Here is an 18,327-nt window from a genome sequence, read left to right as displayed (position 1 = left end):
GGAAAATAGGAAGAGGTTCTATAAACGGCTTCTGGTTCGCCTGCCTAAACGACCTTCACAAGCCTCTCCATCCAGGGACTGACGCGAACGCGGATGTATCCGCGAAGCCTCTCGTCCACTTCCCTGTCACCGGTGTAGACCCGTATGAAGCCGTTCCTGAGCTTTGAAGGCGTTGCAACGACGATGATGTTCTCCTTGGGAATCCTCCGCAGAACCTCGGCCGAGAACTGCTGATTTCCCCTGCCGAAAAGGAAGCCCAGGCCCCCGATCACGGTCACGACGATTCTGGTCTTTTCTCCCGCGAACTTCAGCAGGTCTTTCTCTGCGGCGTCCTTAACGAGGAGCCTAGCCCTGCCGTTCTTGATTTCAACGATGTCAACACCCAGGAGGGTTCCGTTTATCCCGAGGAGGTCCTTGAGCTTCTTTACCGTCGAGCCGGCACCGAGGAAATATATCCCGTCCTCAAGCTCCTCCGCCAGTGCCTCCACTATGGCATCCACGTCCTCGGCCTCGTCCGTCTTCGTTGGCTCCTTGGCGCCCTGGAGCAGGAGCTCGGCGTAGGGGGTAAGGGCCCTTCCGTAGTGCTTTGGCCTCACCTCGTCGTGCCTGAAGGCGTTCTCGTCCAGATCCATGACGTCCCGCTCAACCAGCTCGGCGTTTCCACCGACGAACTCGGCAACGAGCCTGGCAGCGTCCTCGGGGGATGCCGCAAAAACTCCGGAGAACATCTTAACCCCGGTCGGGACGCCGAGTATCGGAACGGTCTTTCCCGCGACGGTGAAAACGTCCCTCGCAGTCCCGTCGCCGCCGGCGAAGACTATCAGCCCGACACGTCCGAGCATTCTCCTCACGAGCTCCTTCGTGTCGTCGCTATTCGTATCTGGAACCCTGACGCCGAGAACTTCGCGGTAGCCTACCTCCCTGTGCCTTATCACCTCGTAGGGAAAATCGAACTCCGCCAGAAGGTCCTCCCCGAGGGGACCGGGACCTGTCAGGAACCCAAGGTCCCTGGCCTCGGCGTAGTTGCTCAGCTCGTGGAGAAAGAGCCTCGCAACGTCGGGCGCGATGGGCCGCGCCCCGCGCCTGATGGCCTCCTCGACAACGCCGTCGGTGCCCTTCAGCGCCACCCTGCCTCCCATCCCCGCTATGGGATTGACTATGAACCCAACGCGCATGGTTTCACCTCATGTACTTCCTCGCAAAGACCGTCAGGAAGACTGCCCACATGAACATTCCAAAGAGCGCCTCCAGCGAAGCTATGACCCTTCCAACGCCTATCGGGTGGTAATCGCCGTAGCCGAGGGTTGTCGCGGTTACCACGCTGAAGTACTCATAGTCCAAGAAGCCCATGCTTCCGGAGATGCCCTCGACGCTCCGGGTCAGGAAGAACAGCAGGGGGAAGAAGACGTTCACCGCGGCAAGCCATATGAGTATCGGCCTCTTCCAGTCGGTGCCGTACTTGCAGGTAAGATCCGCGAAGAGCCACTCAAAGGCCGATTCCATCCTCATGAGGAGCCTTTTAATCCCCCTCCTCCTTCCGCCCAGCCGGGATTTTCTTTTGGCCACCATCTCCAGGTAGTAGTAGCGGTCGGCCCTTTCGAAGTCCCCGTTTCGCTCCCAGCTTATCCTCGCGAGGCGGTAAAGAACCTCTGCCGCCCGATGGCTGTTGAACCTACAGTCTTCAACCTCAACGAAGCCCTCCACATTGAGTTCCACGGGGATGTTGGGCAGAACAGTGGAATTCCAGGCAAAGTCACCATGGAAGGAGGTTTTTCTGAATATTATGTTCCCCATGACCCTGGTGTGAACGAACTCGGGATTCCTGAGCCAGCTGGCGAGGATCTCGGCGTGCCCGAATATGTTGAGGTTCTCAAGGACAAGACCCCCATGGAAGCGCCTTATGCTCAGCCTGACCTGCCTCTTGAAGCGTGCCGACTGATCGAAGCTGATATCCCGAATGGCCAGGGCGGTAGCCTTAACGGCTCTCTCTCGTGATTCGGATGGCTTTATACCGTGTTCCTCAAGGATTTTCCTCAGGAGGGGATAGCGGACGTTTATTCCAATCCTGCGGACTTCGTCCAGGTCGCTCAGCTCTATCCTTCCGGTGGCTGTTCTGCGCTCCCCGTACTCCCTTTCATCCCCCTCCCCACCGCCGGTGTACTCGGTCGAGTTTATCATGACGTAGCGAACGCTCGAACTCCTAATGTAAACCGAGTTAGAGAACCTGACCCGCAGCAGGTTCAGGCCGAAGATGCGGGAGCCGTGGACCGCAAACGCCCCCAGCTCGCTCTCAAAGACAACCAGCCTGCCCACGGTAGAGTTGTGAAATGTTATGCCGGGCGCGCTAACACCGTCGAAGAGTACAGTCCTAATATGGGAGTTTTTGAACACTATCGGCTTCTCCGCTTTGAAGTCGCTCACCTTGACGTCGTAGAGGTAAACGCCCTCAAAATAGGTCTGACCCGCCCTGAGTCTCTTGAGGAAGGCCTCCTCCTTCAGCCTCTTTATCTCATCCCCCAGAAGCTTCTCCCCCTCGTCGTAGGGGATGTGGAGGGGACAGTAGGCGGAACCCTCGATAGGTTTCAGGCGACACTTCTTGCCGTTCTCGTAGGTGTACTCGCACATGGCCCTCCCCGGTAAACTAGTTTCCCGGATAATTAAGGTTTTCTCCTGCTCGGAAGGGCGCGCATGTAGAAGCGCTTCCCGCCGTACTCCAGTTCGATGAGCTTCCCCTCCCGGATGAGCCTCTCCACGGTCTCCCAGTCGGCCCCTGCCTTCCTTAGAAGCTCCCTCACAGCCTCCTCCCTCATCGGGTGCACGGCGGTGATGCTCAGCAGGTCTTCCTCGACATTTCCGGTAGAGGCGAAGGCGTTGCCCTCGTAGCCGATGAGGTATTCAACTCTGTCCTCTCCGAGCCTTTCGGAGAAGAGCTGGTAGGCGAGATTTATGAGGTCTTCCTTCGCTGGTTCCACCCACTTCTCGGCCGGAGGTCTCGTGGGGACGGCTATGTAGGCCTTATCAGGTTTCAGCTCCGCGAGAAAGTCCGCTATCCTTTCAAGCTCATCGCCGTAGTCGACGTTGATCAGCATCGTCTCGGTGACGATGGTTCCATCGAAGTCGTCCCTGAATTCCAGCATGCCATCGAGGATTCTCTCCAGGCTCAGGCTCTTGTGGGGCCTGTCTATTCTCCGCCAGAGGCTTTCGGTCACCGCGTCGAGCTTAAGGGAGACGAAGTCGAAGTCAAAAAGCTCCTCCTTCACGTCCTCGCGCCATATCAGGGAGGAGTTTGTGAGTATCGCCAGCGGTATTCCAAGGCTCTTCAGCATTTCCACCTCTCTGGACAGGTTTAAGTCGAGTGTCGGCTCGCCGTCGGGGACGAATGTGATGTAGTCTATCCTCTCATCCTTCATCCTGGCTTCCTCAACCTTCTTGGAGACCTCCTCGAATATGAACTCTGGCTCGTAGAAGGGCCTTCTCTCCACCTCCATCCTCAGGGTTCTCCCTATCTGGCAGTAGACGCAGGCGTAACTGCAGACCTTGTCGGGTATGTTGTTCACGCCGAGGCTCTTGCCGAGCCTTCTCGATGGAACCGGACCGAAGGCTATCATGTCACCACCGGAGTTAGGTTAACCTAAAAGCGTATAAGGTTTTGCCCGCCTGGGATTTGGAGATACAAGAACGGAAGGTTCAAAATCAGAAGAGATGAAGTCAAAACAGGGAGCGCTAAATGTTTGAAGTGGGGTGTTCGTATGCTGCTAACTGAGCTCAAGAAAAGGGCCCTACGGCTCATCGATGAGGACCTCAGGGTTCTGGACTTCTCCTTCGGCCTCCCCTACACCTACGTGCTGGTTGAAGGGGAGAGGGGGAAAGCACTGGGGGTTGCCATGACCCTGCCAGAGGAGATACAGAGGTACGACAACTCCATCGACGAGACGAGTGTGGAAGCATTCATTAAAAAGGCCGATAGCCTCAACATCATCGAGAGGTCCCTCGCTCTGGCGGCGATAAACGCGGTTTCCCAGTACTACATCGACCTGAGCAGCGCGAAATGGATAGACGCCGTGGAGCTCCTCGATGATAACGTCGAAAAGGTAGCCGTGATAGGTAACATGCCACCGATAGTTAGTGCCCTGCGGGAGAAGGGGCTGGAGCTCTACGTCTTCGAGAGAAACCCGAAGCTCTGGGACAGGGAGACGCTGAGCGACTCCCTGGAGTACTGGCTTCTGCCGGAGATGGACGCGGTGCTTGCGAGCGCATCGTGCATGATAAACGGAACCCTTGACATGCTCCTGGACAGGGCGAAGAACGCCAGGATTTTCCTCCTAACCGGCCCTACGGGACAGGTTCTCCCCGAGTTCCTCAGGGGCAGCGGGGTGACCCACCTGGCCTCGATGAAGGTCAAGAACATTGAAAGGGCGATATTCAATCTGAAGCTCGGCCGCTTCAGGGGCTTCTCCGATGAGAGCCTGAAATACGTCCTGGAGGTATAGCGCCTCCTTTCTCCCTTTTCTGAGCCAGAAAATGAACATTTCAGGGCATTGGAGTACCACCAGTGTCACGAACCTTTTTAAACCAAACCCGCCTCCCGGAGGCCTCAAGGTGAGAAAAATGAGTCAGAGGGTAGCCATCGCGGTGAGGAACGCATCGGTCGCAAATCGCTACCGCTACATCCCCAAGATTCCCCGGTGGTTTTATTCCTTCGTGCCGTTCAAGGTGGCCACCGGGGGTAGCTCCGCCCTGGTGAGCCTCTACCTCCTGGAGCTCGGAGGAAACGCCTCAACAGTTGGACTGACCTTCGCCCTCGCAAGCTTGGCCTCGATGCTCGGCGCGCTGTTCTGGGGCAGGCTCAGCGACAGGACGCTCAGGAGAAAGCCCTTCATCCTTCTCGGCTTCGCCAGCGTTCCTGTGTTCCTCTCCGCGATGGCCTTCGTGAAAACCCCGGCTCAGCTGATTGCTGTAAACACCGCGTACGCATTTTTCCTGGCATCAACGCTATCTGTCCCCATAGCCCTCGTGCTTAGGAGCGTTAGAAAGCACAGCTGGGACCATGCCATAGGCAAGTTCAACGAGATAAGCGGCTGGGGATGGGTCCTTGGGCTGGTTCTCGGCTTCGGCCTGTCGAGATTTCTGAGCATACCCCAGCTGTTCATAGCATTTGCAATCCTTGGCATTCCATCGGTCGTTATGGGGGAGAGGATGATACGGGAGGCCCCGATATACATCAACCGGCGGGCCATCAGAGCGTTCGGCAACTACGTCGTCGAGAAGGCGCGCTACTTCCCCAGCTTTATACTGCACACCAGCTTCAGCCTTCCAGAGGGACTTGAGAGGTTCTACGCGGCATTCCTGCTCTTCTGGATAGCGGCGGGCCTCTACTTCCCCCAGATACCCGTGCTCCTCACGAGTGAGGGCTACACAAGGGAGGTTGTTTACCTGGCGCTCATAGCCAACTCGGCAGTCTCGGCTATAAACTACACCCGCGTCGGGGCAGCGATGGGTGGAGGTAAGGAGAGGGTTCTGAGAAGGGGACTGCTCCTCCGCGCAGGGGCATTCGCTACGATTGTGTTGGGTATGGTACTCTCCCCGGTGCTGATTCCCCTGGCTTTCGCCTCGTACATCTTGGCGGGTTATTCGTGGGCATTCATCGGCGTTTCATCGACCGCAATAGTGGGCGAAAAGGCTGGAGAAAAGGAGAAGGGCAGTGCAATGGGAACCTACAACGTCGTCAGCTCGGCGGGATACATCGCGGGCAGCGCCATCGGCGGGGCGCTCATATCCTCCGCGGGGTTCACCGCCACGTTTGGCCTCGGGCTGGTCCTCATCGGGGGAAGCCTTGCCCTCCTAAAAAGGTAAAGGCTCAGAACTTGAGAACCCTGGCAAGGACTATGAGCGGGTCCCAGACGGGGGCGAACGGCGGTGCGTAGGCCAGGTCTGTGAAGAATGCATCCCTGGTCGTGAAGCCTGCCGTCAGCATCGCCGCGGCGGTGTCTATCCTCGGCAGTATCTCTGCACCGACCGCCTGGACGCCGAGGAGCCTGTTGGTCTCGTTGTCAACCACTCCCTTCAGCCATATCGGCCTTGCTCCAGGATAGTAGTGCGGTCTCGTGCCGGCTTTTATGAAGGCTGCTCTAACGTCGTAACCCTCCCTTATGGCCTCGGCCTCGGTCAGACCGGTCTTGCCTATCTCAACGTCGAAGAACTTGGTCACGCTTGTTCCGAGAACGCCGGGGAAGTGTATATCCTTTCCAGCTATGTTGCTTCCTGCAACGTAACCCATCTTGTTTCCAGCTGGAGCAAGGGGAATCCAGACGCGCCTTCCGGTTATGAGGTGCTTCGTCTCGGCAACATCGCCGGCGGCATAGACGTTCTCGACGCTCGTCTGCATCCTCTCGTTCGTCCATATGGCGCCAGTTTCGCCCATCCTCACGCCAAGCTCCCTGGCCAGCTCAACGTTGGGCCTAATCCCTGTCGCCAGGATGACGATGTCGGCCCTGTACTCGCCGGCATCGGTAATAACTCCCTCGACCCTCTCCTTCCCCTCGATGCGCAGGATTATCTCCTGTGTCCTCAGGTTTATCCTCTTCCGCATCTCTTCCTCAAGAACATCGGTGACCTCCCTGTCAAAGGCCTTGGACATGACCCTCTCGTTTCGCTCTATGAGGGTGACGTTCTTTCCCTGAGCTGCGAAGGCCTCGGCCATCTCAACGCCTATGTAGCCGCCTCCGATTATAACAACGTCCTCTACCCTGTTCTTCTCCATATACTCCCTTATAGCGACCGCATCGGGAGGAAGGTCGGCTGTAAAGACTCCTTTGAGGTCTATCCCATCAACCGCCGGAACCCTGGGGGATGCACCGTTGGCAAAGACCAGGTAGTCCCACCCGTAGGTGTGCTCTCCGTTGGGCTCCCTTACCCGAACCTCTCCCTGGGCAACCTCAACAACCTCCGCCCTCATATGGAGGTCTATGCCCCTCTTCTTGATGAAGACCTCCGGTGGGTAGTGCATGAGCTTCTCCTTCGGCGAGATGCCCTCAACAACGTAAGGCACCCCGCACGGGGCGTGGCTGACCCACTCCGTTGCCTCGAAGACCTTGACGTCCCACTCAGGTTTGAGCCTCTTAACGCGAGAGGCAGCACTCATTCCGGCCGCTCCACCACCGATAACAACCACGGTCTTCCTCATGAGCATCACCAGGAAAGGTTCAAAACCTAAGGTTAAAAAGATTGGTGGGACAGAAACGTGTCACCCCTTTCGGTTAAGGAAGTACTTCCTGCCCTTGACCTCCACCAGGCGGTAGACCTCGCCCTCTTTGAGCTCCATGGAAGGCCTTTCAAGTTCATAGGTCTCGTATGTTTCCATATCCATGAGCTGGACTTCACTCGGAGTTATGCTCGTCACCATCGCCTCGCTTTCCTCACCCTCGACAACCTCTATTCCCTCCCGCCTAACGGTCTTCCAGTCGAGGTGCTCGCTCTCCCTGCTCTCAAGGTTCCTCATGCTCATGCCTTTCCCGTCGACCCTCTCGACCTCATAGACGTTTCCGTGCCTGTCCGTTACCAGGTCACCCCTCTGGAACTTCGGGATTCTAACGCTCACGCTTGTGCGGTAAACTTCCCTGCTCGTCTGCCTGTCCACCCCCACCAGCTCGTAGGCCTCGCTTATCGTCCCACCGAAGCGCTCCCGTATGGCCTGGGCGAGCTTCCTGGCACTCGACGTCGAGCCCATGTAGAAGTCCAGCCCTTCCTCCTTCTCTATCGTGTCCTGGATGAAGCCCATCCTGTCCCTGCGCATTATCTCGTCCACCTTCTCCTCAACGAGCTTTCCAATGGCCTTCCTCTCCTCCTCCGTCAGGGGCCTGCCCTCGGCGCGAACCTGGAGTATCGCCTCGAAGTAGCCTCCCAGGAACTTTGAACAGCGCGGGCAGACTGTTTGGCGAACGTAGACGGTGACGGTCTTGATCTCGTCGTGGAGCTCCCTCTGGAGCTCGTGTATCCGGGCCTTAACCCTCACCTCGTACGTGATTATCGCGGGGAAGTACTCTATGTGCCAGTCAACGGGCCGGAAAGCAACGAGGGCCTTTCCAACCGGGAGCTCGGCAATCCCATCAAGTTCCTCGATGGGGACCACCCCGAACTCCCTCACCCTCTCGTCCAGTGAGTCTTCGATGGTCTCAAGCAGGGCGTTATCAGCGACCTCAAATATCAGCTCCTCCAAGTCATAGCTCCTCGGGTCAACCCACACCCCCCTGCGCTTGTAACTTCCGCAGTTCTGACAGAGTTCGGTGTTTATCTCATCTTCAATTATCAGAACGGGATTCTCCTTCCGGTAGCAGACCTGGCAAAGGCCCTCTATGAGCGGTCCTCCCTCCCTCTCGCTTATCCCGCATCTGTAACAGAACCTCTCACTCATCTCTCCCACCGGGGAGAGGTGAGGAAGGGAGTTTAAAAATCTAATCACAGAAAGAGCTTTGCCATCTGGGCGTGAGGAATACCTTCAATCCTCAGGATGCGCTCCTCATCAACGTAGCCCAGTTCAACAGCCTTGGACACACACCGTTCCCCGGTCAGGTTTGCTATCGTTGCCTCTTCGAGCAAGGGGCCGAGAGCGTCTTCTTCCACAAGCTCTCCCTTGTAGAAGCGCTCCTTCACCTCCAGTTTGAGTTCGCCCTCTCTGAAGGTCTTCCCGAGTAGCTCCTCGTCGCATGCCGCCAGGAGTACCTCTCCCTGAACCCTGTAAACCTTGACGTATATCATGAAGCGACACCGAATGAAGAAACGCCCGACAGTTTAAAAGTGTTGGGAAAAATCAAGAGAAAAGAGAGGGCATCAGCCCTCTGTGCCCTCAAGCTCGCGAATGGCTTCCTCCAGGATGCTGTACGCCTCTCTAATGTGTACGTAGGCCTTGCGGATATACGGCAGCCCTGCTATTGCAAGAACCTCCCTGCCGGGGGTGAGGTACTTCTCGGCCTCTTCATAATACTGATCCGCCAGCTTCTTGTGCTCCATGGCAAGGCTGAGGGTCTCGTTGTCAACGCCGAGCTCGACTGCCTTCTGGTAGAGCGGGTCGAACTTCTGGTCGTACCTCCAGTAGAGCATGTACCAGACGTAGTTCATAGTTGAGATTCTGGTGTAGTCTGACTGAGTTCTGAACTCAACCCTTACAGTACCAGGTGAATTGAGCCTCAGCGTTATGTAGAGTAACATGCCATCGGCGACCTTTCTTGAAGTGACGTCGAGGAGCGTGGCGCCCTGTATTCTGACGTTATAATAAGTTGTATCCTGCGGAAGCTTAAGCAACACGGTTGTCTTGGTGCCATGGTCGCCATCAATGGTCAGATAGTAAATCCTTCTGCCGGCTGCAGTGGCCTTGGTTATCTTTGCTCTACCAATGCTCTCCCCTATTGCATACGTCCACGGTACGTTGTTCTCATCCACGGCCATGGCATAGACCATCTTCTCGTTGTTGTCTGGGTTAAGGTCGTTTGGTGCTGATACAACTACCTTGTATGAGTGGCCAACCGCATCCCCCACTGGAATGCTGAAGGTAGCCTTGTAGACCTCGTTGGGCTGAAGGAGTGGGATGGTAAGCTGAACGTCTGTTGGAAGGCCATCCCTGAATAACTTTACCTGGACATTTGTGGCATTGTACTCTCCGATATTTGTTATGTACGCAGTTATGTTGTATTCGCCGCCCTTATCCGGTACTCCCGTAGTCGTAACACTTGATATCTTGACGTCATAGGGTGCAGGGGTTATTGTCACAGGTATACGGAAGAGGACCGGGTTCTTGTTAGTGCCTATGAGGATCAATCCGTTTAATGGAGTCGTGGCATTGAGGTGCTCGTCACTCAAGTTGTATGCCATGTCAATCAGGTATCCTGTGGAGGTCTCCCTTATATCACTAACCTGGAGCTCATTTCCTTCGACTGTCGTTATTGTAAGGTCGTAGGTAGCATCTCCAGGTGCCGGGTTGTTGTATGAGTAGACCTCTATAATGTACTGGCCAGGATACGGGAAGTTTATTGAGACATGTTCATCGGAGCTGGAGGTAAGGGAGCTTCCTACCTCAACTAGAGTACCGCTTGCATTGTAGTATACATACAGATCGAGGTCAACTCCTGCGAGATCGTCCCAAATGCTGGTAAGCTGCACATCGAGGAATGGAGAAGTTGTCACATTGACGGTGTAGTAGTCGGAGTCACCGGTCGGTGGTGCTATGACATCCTCATACATAATCGGCGTACTGAAGCCTGTAGCAATAACCGAGAGGTCGCCAGCCCATTCTGGCAATTCGACTGTGAAAGTCTTCTCACCGGTCTTTGGACCAAGGACTTCCAGCCATTTCTCTGGGTAGATCCTAGCCATCCCTACATGGCCATAGAACGTCCTATAGCTGGCATTTCCATCAAAGAGGACGTTGTGAAGCCAGAGTGCGTGCATTCCAGCGGAGGCTTTACCAGCTATTAGTTCCTCGTTGGCACCACTGGAGGTCTGGTAAACAAACAGTCCTCCACCGACATATCCATCGTCACTCCTACCAATTTCCTTCAGTGAGTACTGCCCCATCACGTCCGGGTACTTCATGCTCCACTCGTCAACGCTTGGACCAAGGAGATGCAGGTTTATGTCGGTTATAGTGCCGTCCCACGAAACGTCTGCGAGCACATAACTACCCTCTTTTGCCTTCGGGACGTTGAAATAGAACAACCTCCAGTCGCCGCTCTCGTACCTCCATCCCCAGTCGAAGTAACCGTAGACATTGCCATTGTCATAGAGACCACTGGACACGTTATTACCGCCAAACTCGAATTCAGGTGTTGGAGAGGCAACAACAACGCTGACTGGGATGGTGGTCTCCTTACCATCGTACTTGAGGTAAATTGCGCCCTCATAAACACCGTATGTAGCGTTGCTCGGAACGGAGATCTTGGCGGTAAACTGGGCCTTTCCATTAGCCCCCACTGTAAGGGTATCCTTGTCAAGGGTCACCCATTCCCACGGAACCCTCTTGTAGAACTCAAGTTTTACCTTGGCAGGGTATGTGCTGGTCTTTCCATAGAACCTCCAGATGTCTCTGATCTGGATGAGCATCATGTCATGGTACTTCTCGTTCGGATTGCCGAGCATGACGGAAACCACGTCACCCTCCTTCGATGCCTGCTGGAGCAAGTTAGTGGTGGCGTTGCCATTAACGAAGGTAACGTCCCAGATCCTGAACCACGGATAGGCATCCGGGGAATAGTCACTGTTGTTGTCGAAGTTATCATAGGAGGTGTACAGGGTCACCTTCATGAGGTCGGCATCCTCTGGGATAAACTGGTCTATTCTGTAGTATGCCCATGAGTTGCCCACGACATCGAGCTCAACCTCGTCAATCTTCTGGAACACCTCTGCGGAGACGTTGACTTCCTTGGCACTCTCCGGATTCATGTTCCGAACTATGAATGTCTGAGAGTCACTCTCTCCGGGATAGAGCACATTTGCAAAGCCCTTATAGTCGGTCTTGCCCGCAGCCCATTCGCTCGGCGAGACCACTATGCCGTCTATGTTCTTCGCAGCCTCAACGGCGCTGTAAGCGTCAAGGAATCCAGCTCCCTGAGTGAAGACGTCATGGTTGACGTTCTTGGCTGTGCTCATGAGTATCTCCTTGACCTCCTGGGAGGTGGGCCATCTACCGTGCTTCTCATAATAAGCCTGGTAAACGAGAGCCGCAATTCCAGATGCCATTGGGGTGGCCAGGCTTGTTCCTGACCAGAGGTCACTGGCCCAGAACCCATCCCCCACCGAGTTCAAAGCCACGCTTCCAAGGGCAAACTCACCCACTGCAAGGACGTCGGGATCAGGCTGTCCGAGGGCGTTGGGACCCTTGTTGGAGAAGTCAGCGGCATCGCCATAGTTTGCATCGAACTGTTGCCAGGGCCCATCATCGTATCCGAAGAGTCCCCTGTATCCCCACTCAATAGCTGCACCAACCGTAACGACGAATGGGGAGGAGCCTTCACTAGTAACCGTTCCATAGCCGGGACCTCCATTCCCAGCCGCGAAGAAGAACGTTGTTGTTGGGGAGTAGATGCTGGTTATGTAGTACAGGAACCTGTCGGCCCAAGTGTAACCCTTGTTTATTATAGAAGACGCCCCATAGCTATTGCTGACTATCTGGGCCTCGTCCCCGGTTCCTGGTTTTCCATCGTAGCCTTCCACAGCAAAGTATACGTAGTCAATCCAACTGCCTCCCTGATACATTGAGCCCTCAGCAATTATCTTTGCATCGATGGCGTTTCCGAAGGTAAGGCCGAAGAACGTTCTGCCCCTCGCACCAACGGCAGCGGCACACAAGGTTCCGTGGTCTCCACCGGCAGTGTAGGTGTTGCCTATCATAAAGGCAACGAGCTCACCATTGGCAGGTATCCTTAAGGGGAGTCCCCATCTCTTGGCAACTTTGTCAGAGTACGGTATGGGCGTCTTTCCGTCGGCGATGTAATAAATCATACCTCCCGACAGATCGGCGTAGCCATCCTGTCCGAACCAGCCGTTGAAGGTGTTCCAGAAGTCAAGCTGTATCACAGGGTTGTCTTTGGTATGTCCGGAATCCTTGTTGAAGTCAACAACCGTAGCGGGGGCTATGTCAGCGTACACTGTGTCATATTTAGCATTGTCGTTGGGATCAGTTACCAGTACAAATCCGCCATACCAGCCTCCCCAGAGGGCAAGATCTGGATGGAGACCAAGTTTCATGATCCCGCTGGTGGTGGGCACGCTCAGGTCATCGTTTAGAGGCAGTTTAATGTCTATGTAAATTCCTCCAAGGAATGTATCATACGCGTAGGCAGTGTATCCAACAAGCAGAGGAACAGCCTCCGCATCGGGATATATGTAGTCAGCGTACATGTCCGTGGGGCTCTCATACAATCCCCAGTAGACCTCTCCACCATGGTACACGCCGTTGGCATAGTCGTATAGTACCGTCGGAACCGGGAAGTCTTCCATGACTCTACTGACGTTAACGTGGAGGTAGTTGGTGGTAAACTCATACTGAACGGTGGTGTTGTCAAGGCCTCCATCGTACAGGTAGTCATCGCTTATGAGCCAAAGCTTTCCTCCGGCATCGAGGTACGATGTAAGGTTGCCAACATCTGAGTCTGTAAGAACGTATTCCCATGCACCTCCCGTGAACCAGATAACCATGTCATAGGCACTCAGAACCGTTGAGTTGGGACCGTTTGCAGTTTCACTGGGAACTTCATAGTACGTGTAGTTAACTCCAAGGGCGTCTAAGGCGGTCTCATAGAACGTCTCGAGTACGTCACCACCATCGTCATCTACCAAAAGGACATTGCTAACGTTCCCTACCCACTGGAGAGTGTTGTATATTAGCTGTGCCCTCTCACTATCGCTGGGTATGTTAGCGAGGCTCATACTGGTGAATACCGTGGTGAAATTACCCTTGTATCCGATGCTAAAGTATCCCGGAACAATGTAGGGTGTGACGTTGACGATGGTTGGGGTGTACCAGGAATACAGATATCCCCTGTAAGAATAAGCGTCCGCAAACGTTGCTCCCAACACTAGATAGTATATCATGGAATTTCCATCAAAGGCTATTGGCCACCCGTAGTACGGAGAATTCTGGTTGTTGTCAACCGCATAGGCATCCTGAAGGTCAGGGTTACCAAAGTCAACACCACTGTCGATTATAGCCACATTGACCCCCTCTCCTGTAACATTTAGATCGAGCCAAGTCATGTAAGAGCCATGGTGGTAGACTGCAAAAATGTCATCCGGACCGGGTTCAACTGCCAAGGACCTCCTGGGGGTTGCGATAGTGGCCATTCCGTTGACTGCTGGGCTGTTTTTCTGGAGTTCCTTCAGCTCACCGCTAACAAGCTCGTGAACAGAGACGATTTTCTTCCCATCCAGGGATTCCACTTTGGGTTTCCAGTTTTTCACTCTCTCAGCAAACTTTGAATGCGGAAGTGGCATTGATTGAATCTTTTCTTCTGGGTCTTTTTTGACTTCAATGGGCTCAAAGGGTGAGCTTCTGGTTATGTCTTTGACCTCAGGTATCGAGGCGATTTTTATGAGCGTGTTGATGCTATCCTTCTGTGCTGGTATCAACGCCAGGTAAATAGTATCGCCCATTATCCTGGTTTTGCCCAGAATCTTGATGCCTCTAAGAGATGTCGATATGTCCTTAGCAGAAGAGATATGAATCATGACCCATCTCTTGCCATCAATCTCCACAACTCCTTGAGAATCAACTCCCTTAAGGATGTCGAGCAATTTAGGCTCAATCTTCTCCAGAGGAGAGAGCTGGTGCTCAGAATTCTTTCCTGAACTTACTGGAACCTTCTGGAGACTTGCCACTATCTCTTGATTGGAGTTATTGGTCGCTGCAACTCCAGAATATGCCCCTGGAACTACTGCCAACAGCATTACCACCACAATCAAAAGACTCAAAGCCTTCCTATTCATCCTGACACCTCCAGGTTGTAATGTTCACCTATACTGTGGATAGAGCACCGATATAAACGTTTCGCACCACATAGATGTATAACCAACTATAGCGGCCACATTACAACTTGGATGGTTATTTCATGACATTAGTGACCTTTCTTTATGTTGCATTCGACTCGGAAGAAAAGAATAGCAAAGTTCCCACGATGAATAACATCACGAACGCATCCACCCCAGGATCAAGGGAGTACAGCATTAAAGATAGCACAACCACAAAGCTTTCCCTGCTACGTTCACTGTTGTAGAGGAGCACTCCAAGCAGAAATGCCTCCAAGGCTCCAAGGATGCCAAAATCCGCTATGGGCTGACCGAAAAAGAAGTAAGTGTAGTTTGTAGATGCTCCGAACATGGAAGCCACCAAGTGGCGGGGATTATCACTGAAGAGCAATGCACCGTGAAAAAAGCCCCAGGGTAGCGAAAGACGAACCAAGTTATGGAAAACCAGGAAAGTGAACCCTATCCTGACGAGAAGGGCGTTTAAGCCCCCACTCATGCCGAGTACTAGGAGAAGGGGAACCGCGCTGAGTGCGAGCAGCCATCTCCTGAAGTGAGGATAATCAAAGTAGACAATCAGGAAGTAGGAGAGGTACACCAGAAGAACCAGGGAGCGAAACGTGCCAAAGAAGAACACGATGGAATAAACCGCCACCAGAAGGGTTTTCCATTGAAGGGAAACCTTTGAATAAGCCATCCCGATGACGGCCAGGATTGCCGCCAGAACCAAGGGGCCGACGAGCTCGTACCTAAGGGAACGTTCAAAGAACGGAACCCCAATCACAATGTAGAGGCTGAGCGGAATCAGGAGGGCAACGAGAAGGGATATATGGGGGAACAGGCGAAAGAGATTTATCCGGAGCTTGTAGGCTATCACAACCAGCACAGCCAGAATTGGAATCACGGGGGAGTCGTGAAAGGAGAGCACCAGGAAAAGCGCCGCCAGGAAAGCAGGGCTGAGTTTTATTCGGGAAGCGTATCCCAGGGCAAACACAGAAAAGAACGCGAGGGCATAAACCGTCCCCAGAAGGAGCATCGATGGCTCAAAGCCTCGCGAGTATATTATCTCCCGCAAGTCCCCGTCAAAATAGTTAGCGTACAGTGAAAGGGCGAGGTACAAAAAGAAGGCAAGGCTAAAGATTTTTAACCCCCTCACTTTACCACCAATTAATGTTAAGAAAAGGACTTAAAAACTTGAGGGGTGTCGCGGAATGAAAAAGGAGAGCCTCTACCTCCCGCTGCTTCTCATCGCCTCCTTCATCCTCAGGCTAATACCTCACAGGACGCTCCTGCTCGCCACCTACGACGAATACCTTCACAAGGATATAACCCTGAGGATCGTCCACTACGGTCTGGATTCCATATCCAAGGATATCCCTTCCCTGCTCGGCCTTCGGGCGTACAGCTATCCCCCTCTGTTCCATATAATCGGTGCCGCGTTCTACAGGATCTTTCCCTCCGATTATCTCTTCTTCATCCTTCCTGCAATCTACGGCACTCTGGCCGTTTTTGGCTTCTATCTGGCCTTCAAGGAACTCATGGGGGATAGAAAGCGCGCACTCCTGGCTACGACCCTTCTGGCGTTCGCCCCGAACTTCATCTACCGGACGAGCCTGTACATACCTGAAAACCTCGGGCTGTTCTTCTTTTCCCTCAGCATGCTCTTTGGAATAAGGTTCCTCAAATCGAAGAGACTTAAAGACCTAATCCCGCTGGCACTCGTCTTCGCCCTGTATATGGTAACCCACAGGGGGTGGATATTCTTTGCCCTTGCTTCACTCATCGTGCTCGTTTCGTACTGGTGGGGTTTCATAAAGAGACACCTCCATTACTTCGTGGCTCTCGCAGTGATTGCTCTCATTGCGTACACTCAGGTCTCGTTTATCCACTCCACTCTGGGTGAGCTTGCCCTCAGGCTCCAGCGGAGCGAGGTTAGCTTCCTTGGATACTTCAAGTGGATAGGCGTCGTTCAACTAGTTTTCGGAGCGATAGCAAGTCCATACTACTTCAGGCGGGACAGCATAAGGCGTGGCTTCGTTCTGTGGGCTTGGGCCTTCATATTCGCCGGGGGAGTCTCTTTCCGCTTCCGTGACCCCTATGCGGCCATACCGCTCTCCGCAATGGCAGCTGAATACCTAATTGATGTGGCTTTTCCAGTGATAGGTCCTGCACTTAGGAAGGCATTCGATGGTGTCAGAGGCTTCGGTGCGGAGTGGATACAGAGTGTATCAAGGAAGAAGTGGCTCGCATCCTTAGTGGTTCTGTTAATACTTGTCTCTCCCCTCGCCCAGGGTGTTTACGGGGCTTACAAGTACATCGAAGCGCCGACTGTGAGCGACAAGGAAGCCTACGAGTGGATAGCCCAGAACACACCGGAGAATGCTACAATACTCGTCTGGTGGGACATGGGGTACCTGCTGATAGGCAACACGAAGAGAAAGGACGTCGTCATATGGAAGAAGGTCTATCAGGGCTTTTTCGGGGAGGCACCAACAGTTCAGGAGGCCACCCAGGCGTATTTCGACCACGTCGTCATGTTCAGCTCAAACCAGAGGAAATGGGCGTACTACCTCATGAAAAAATACAACGTGAGCTACATCTTCGTCGATAGGAAGCGCTATTCCTACGGTTTCATCCGTTACGGGCTTATGGAGTACGCCCCCTACGACACCCACTTCAAGCTGGAGTTCTGCAACGGCGGATCGGTGATATACCGCTTCATTCCGGAGCCAACGCTGAAGATGGAACAGCCGTTTCCCGTGAACTACACCGGCAACTACTCCCCGCTGGTGAACTTCCTGGAGAAGTTCTGGACCGGATACAACTACGCCGACTTCGACAGCAGGTACAAGGCGTACTTCAACCTCAACGCGTGGATGGTCGACCTGTACTCGCGCCTCTACCAGAGAACAGGGGATGAGGACTTCAAGTCAAGGGTTGACTGGCTCCTCCGCTGGCTCTCATACAAGCAGATGAAAAACGGAGCGTTCCCCTGGGGCATTCCACCCAACGACTTTACCCTGTACACCGCATACACACTCGAACCCCTGAAGGATATTAACTTCGATGGAAAGGAGAAATCTCTCAGTCTGCTGGAGAGCAGAGAACGGGAGGACTATTTCATGACGACCCCCAAGGATTCTCGCGGGGGAATGGTGACGAATGCCCTCATGCTGCCCATTTACAAGGAGCTTGGCATTTTGAATTCCACGACTGAGAAGAACATAGTTGGCCAGCTGCTGAAAGAGCAGAAGGGAGACGGAAGCTGGAACGACAATCTCGGCACCACCATAGCGGTCGCTTCGAGCCTCGCGAGGTACTATCAGCTTACGGGCAACGAGAGCGCTCTTGACTCAGTTAAAAAGGCCGCCCAGTGGATGACGGGAGAACAGGAGGATAGCGGAAAGCTCAAGGCCGAGAAGTACGAATACGCCTATTCCAGGGCAACCTACGCCCAGATGGTCTACATCTACCACGTTGCAGGGCTCTCGGATGCAGAGGAGAGGACGCTCAGGTTCATTGAGGAGACGTTCAACCCCAACAGGGAAGTCCACCCCCTCGATGCAGTCCTCACTATGTACCGCTACTTCGGTTACGCTTACGGCCGCGACAGGGCGGTAGAAATATTAAACGAGCTGCTTCGCCTCCATCCCCTCCTTGAGTTCAGTTGATTTTTTATTCTTGAGCCATTCCTTATTACCGAAAGATACATACAGCACCATACTATAGGGCACACTTCGGTCCTTCCAGGTCGGTGGTTGAAAGTGTGACAAACTCATCACCTGTTTGGGACTTGGGCTTATCGTGTCCTGAAGAGCA

General features: G+C 53.9%; 11 protein-coding genes. 3 read left to right on the top strand and 8 right to left on the bottom strand.

What is annotated here, in order from left to right; genetic code table 11:
- Window positions 1-44: 44 nt before the first annotated feature.
- Genes E3E37_RS00800 through E3E37_RS00790 form a run of 3 tightly spaced genes read right to left on the bottom strand, consistent with a single transcriptional unit; the run spans window position 45 to window position 3,608 of the window.
- On the bottom strand, window positions 45-1,175 hold the full coding sequence (locus E3E37_RS00800; protein WP_167714422.1) for an ATP-NAD kinase family protein: 1,131 nt from the start codon (window positions 1,173-1,175) through the stop codon (window positions 45-47).
- Window positions 1,176-1,179: 4 nt separating this feature from the next.
- Window positions 1,180-2,625, bottom strand: a complete 1,446-nt coding sequence (locus E3E37_RS00795) for a potassium channel family protein (protein ID WP_167714421.1) — start codon at window positions 2,623-2,625, stop codon at window positions 1,180-1,182.
- Window positions 2,626-2,657: 32 nt separating this feature from the next.
- Complete coding sequence (locus E3E37_RS00790) at window positions 2,658-3,608, bottom strand: radical SAM protein (protein ID WP_167714420.1); 951 nt, start codon at window positions 3,606-3,608, stop codon at window positions 2,658-2,660.
- 141 nt (window positions 3,609-3,749) lie between these two features.
- On the opposite strand from E3E37_RS00790, the gene E3E37_RS00785 reads away from it, so the two are divergent.
- Both E3E37_RS00785 and E3E37_RS00780 read left to right on the top strand, forming a co-directional pair.
- Entirely contained in the window at window positions 3,750-4,490 is a 741-nt protein-coding gene (locus E3E37_RS00785; RefSeq protein WP_167714419.1) for a Rossmann-like domain-containing protein, read from the top strand.
- 118 nt (window positions 4,491-4,608) lie between these two features.
- Window positions 4,609-5,853 (top strand): MFS transporter, encoded by a 1,245-nt coding sequence (locus E3E37_RS00780; protein WP_167715214.1) that lies wholly within the window; start codon window positions 4,609-4,611, stop codon window positions 5,851-5,853.
- Between the two features lie 4 nt (window positions 5,854-5,857).
- Here the strand turns inward: E3E37_RS00780 and cdr are convergent, their stop codons facing one another.
- The 5 genes from cdr to E3E37_RS00755 form a co-directional block, all read right to left on the bottom strand.
- Window positions 5,858-7,183 carry a CoA-disulfide reductase gene (cdr, locus tag E3E37_RS00775; protein WP_167715212.1) on the bottom strand — a complete coding sequence of 442 codons (1,326 nt, stop codon included), beginning with the start codon at window positions 7,181-7,183 and terminating at the stop codon, window positions 5,858-5,860.
- A gap of 60 nt (window positions 7,184-7,243) precedes the next feature.
- Window positions 7,244-8,410 carry a 60S ribosomal export protein NMD3 gene (locus E3E37_RS00770; RefSeq protein WP_167715210.1) on the bottom strand — a complete coding sequence of 389 codons (1,167 nt, stop codon included), beginning with the start codon at window positions 8,408-8,410 and terminating at the stop codon, window positions 7,244-7,246.
- Between the two features lie 44 nt (window positions 8,411-8,454).
- Window positions 8,455-8,754 carry a DUF424 domain-containing protein gene (locus tag E3E37_RS00765; protein ID WP_088864162.1) on the bottom strand — a complete coding sequence of 100 codons (300 nt, stop codon included), beginning with the start codon at window positions 8,752-8,754 and terminating at the stop codon, window positions 8,455-8,457.
- Between the two features lie 72 nt (window positions 8,755-8,826).
- Window positions 8,827-14,472 carry a S8 family serine peptidase gene (locus E3E37_RS00760; RefSeq protein ID WP_240921878.1) on the bottom strand — a complete coding sequence of 1,882 codons (5,646 nt, stop codon included), beginning with the start codon at window positions 14,470-14,472 and terminating at the stop codon, window positions 8,827-8,829.
- A gap of 142 nt (window positions 14,473-14,614) precedes the next feature.
- Window positions 14,615-15,628: a hypothetical protein gene (locus tag E3E37_RS00755; RefSeq protein WP_206203988.1), complete on the bottom strand. Its 1,014-nt coding sequence runs from the start codon at window positions 15,626-15,628 to the stop codon at window positions 14,615-14,617.
- Window positions 15,629-15,719: 91 nt separating this feature from the next.
- Here E3E37_RS00755 and E3E37_RS00750 point away from each other — a divergent pair, with 91 nt between their 5' ends.
- Window positions 15,720-18,179, top strand: a complete 2,460-nt coding sequence (locus E3E37_RS00750; protein ID WP_167714417.1) for a glycosyltransferase family 39 protein — start codon at window positions 15,720-15,722, stop codon at window positions 18,177-18,179.
- Window positions 18,180-18,327: the final 148 nt, after the last annotated feature.

The organism is Thermococcus sp. ES12 (assembly GCF_012027515.1).
GTDB lineage: Archaea > Methanobacteriota_B > Thermococci > Thermococcales > Thermococcaceae > Thermococcus > Thermococcus barossii.
This window is presented reverse-complemented; position numbering and strand designations above follow the sequence as displayed.

Coding starts and splice junctions, on each gene's coding strand:
- E3E37_RS00770 (WP_167715210.1), bottom strand. CDS start 8,410: ATGAGTGAGAGGTTCTGTTACAGATGCGGGATAAGCGAGAGGGAGGGA.
- E3E37_RS00765 (WP_088864162.1), bottom strand. CDS start 8,754: ATGATATACGTCAAGGTTTACAGGGTTCAGGGAGAGGTACTCCTGGCG.
- cdr (WP_167715212.1), bottom strand. CDS start 7,183: ATGAGGAAGACCGTGGTTGTTATCGGTGGTGGAGCGGCCGGAATGAGT.
- E3E37_RS00785 (WP_167714419.1), top strand. CDS start 3,750: ATGCTGCTAACTGAGCTCAAGAAAAGGGCCCTACGGCTCATCGATGAG.
- E3E37_RS00795 (WP_167714421.1), bottom strand. CDS start 2,625: ATGTGCGAGTACACCTACGAGAACGGCAAGAAGTGTCGCCTGAAACCT.
- E3E37_RS00800 (WP_167714422.1), bottom strand. CDS start 1,175: ATGCGCGTTGGGTTCATAGTCAATCCCATAGCGGGGATGGGAGGCAGG.
- E3E37_RS00760 (WP_240921878.1), bottom strand. CDS start 14,472: ATGAATAGGAAGGCTTTGAGTCTTTTGATTGTGGTGGTAATGCTGTTG.
- E3E37_RS00750 (WP_167714417.1), top strand. CDS start 15,720: ATGAAAAAGGAGAGCCTCTACCTCCCGCTGCTTCTCATCGCCTCCTTC.
- E3E37_RS00780 (WP_167715214.1), top strand. CDS start 4,609: ATGAGTCAGAGGGTAGCCATCGCGGTGAGGAACGCATCGGTCGCAAAT.
- E3E37_RS00790 (WP_167714420.1), bottom strand. CDS start 3,608: ATGATAGCCTTCGGTCCGGTTCCATCGAGAAGGCTCGGCAAGAGCCTC.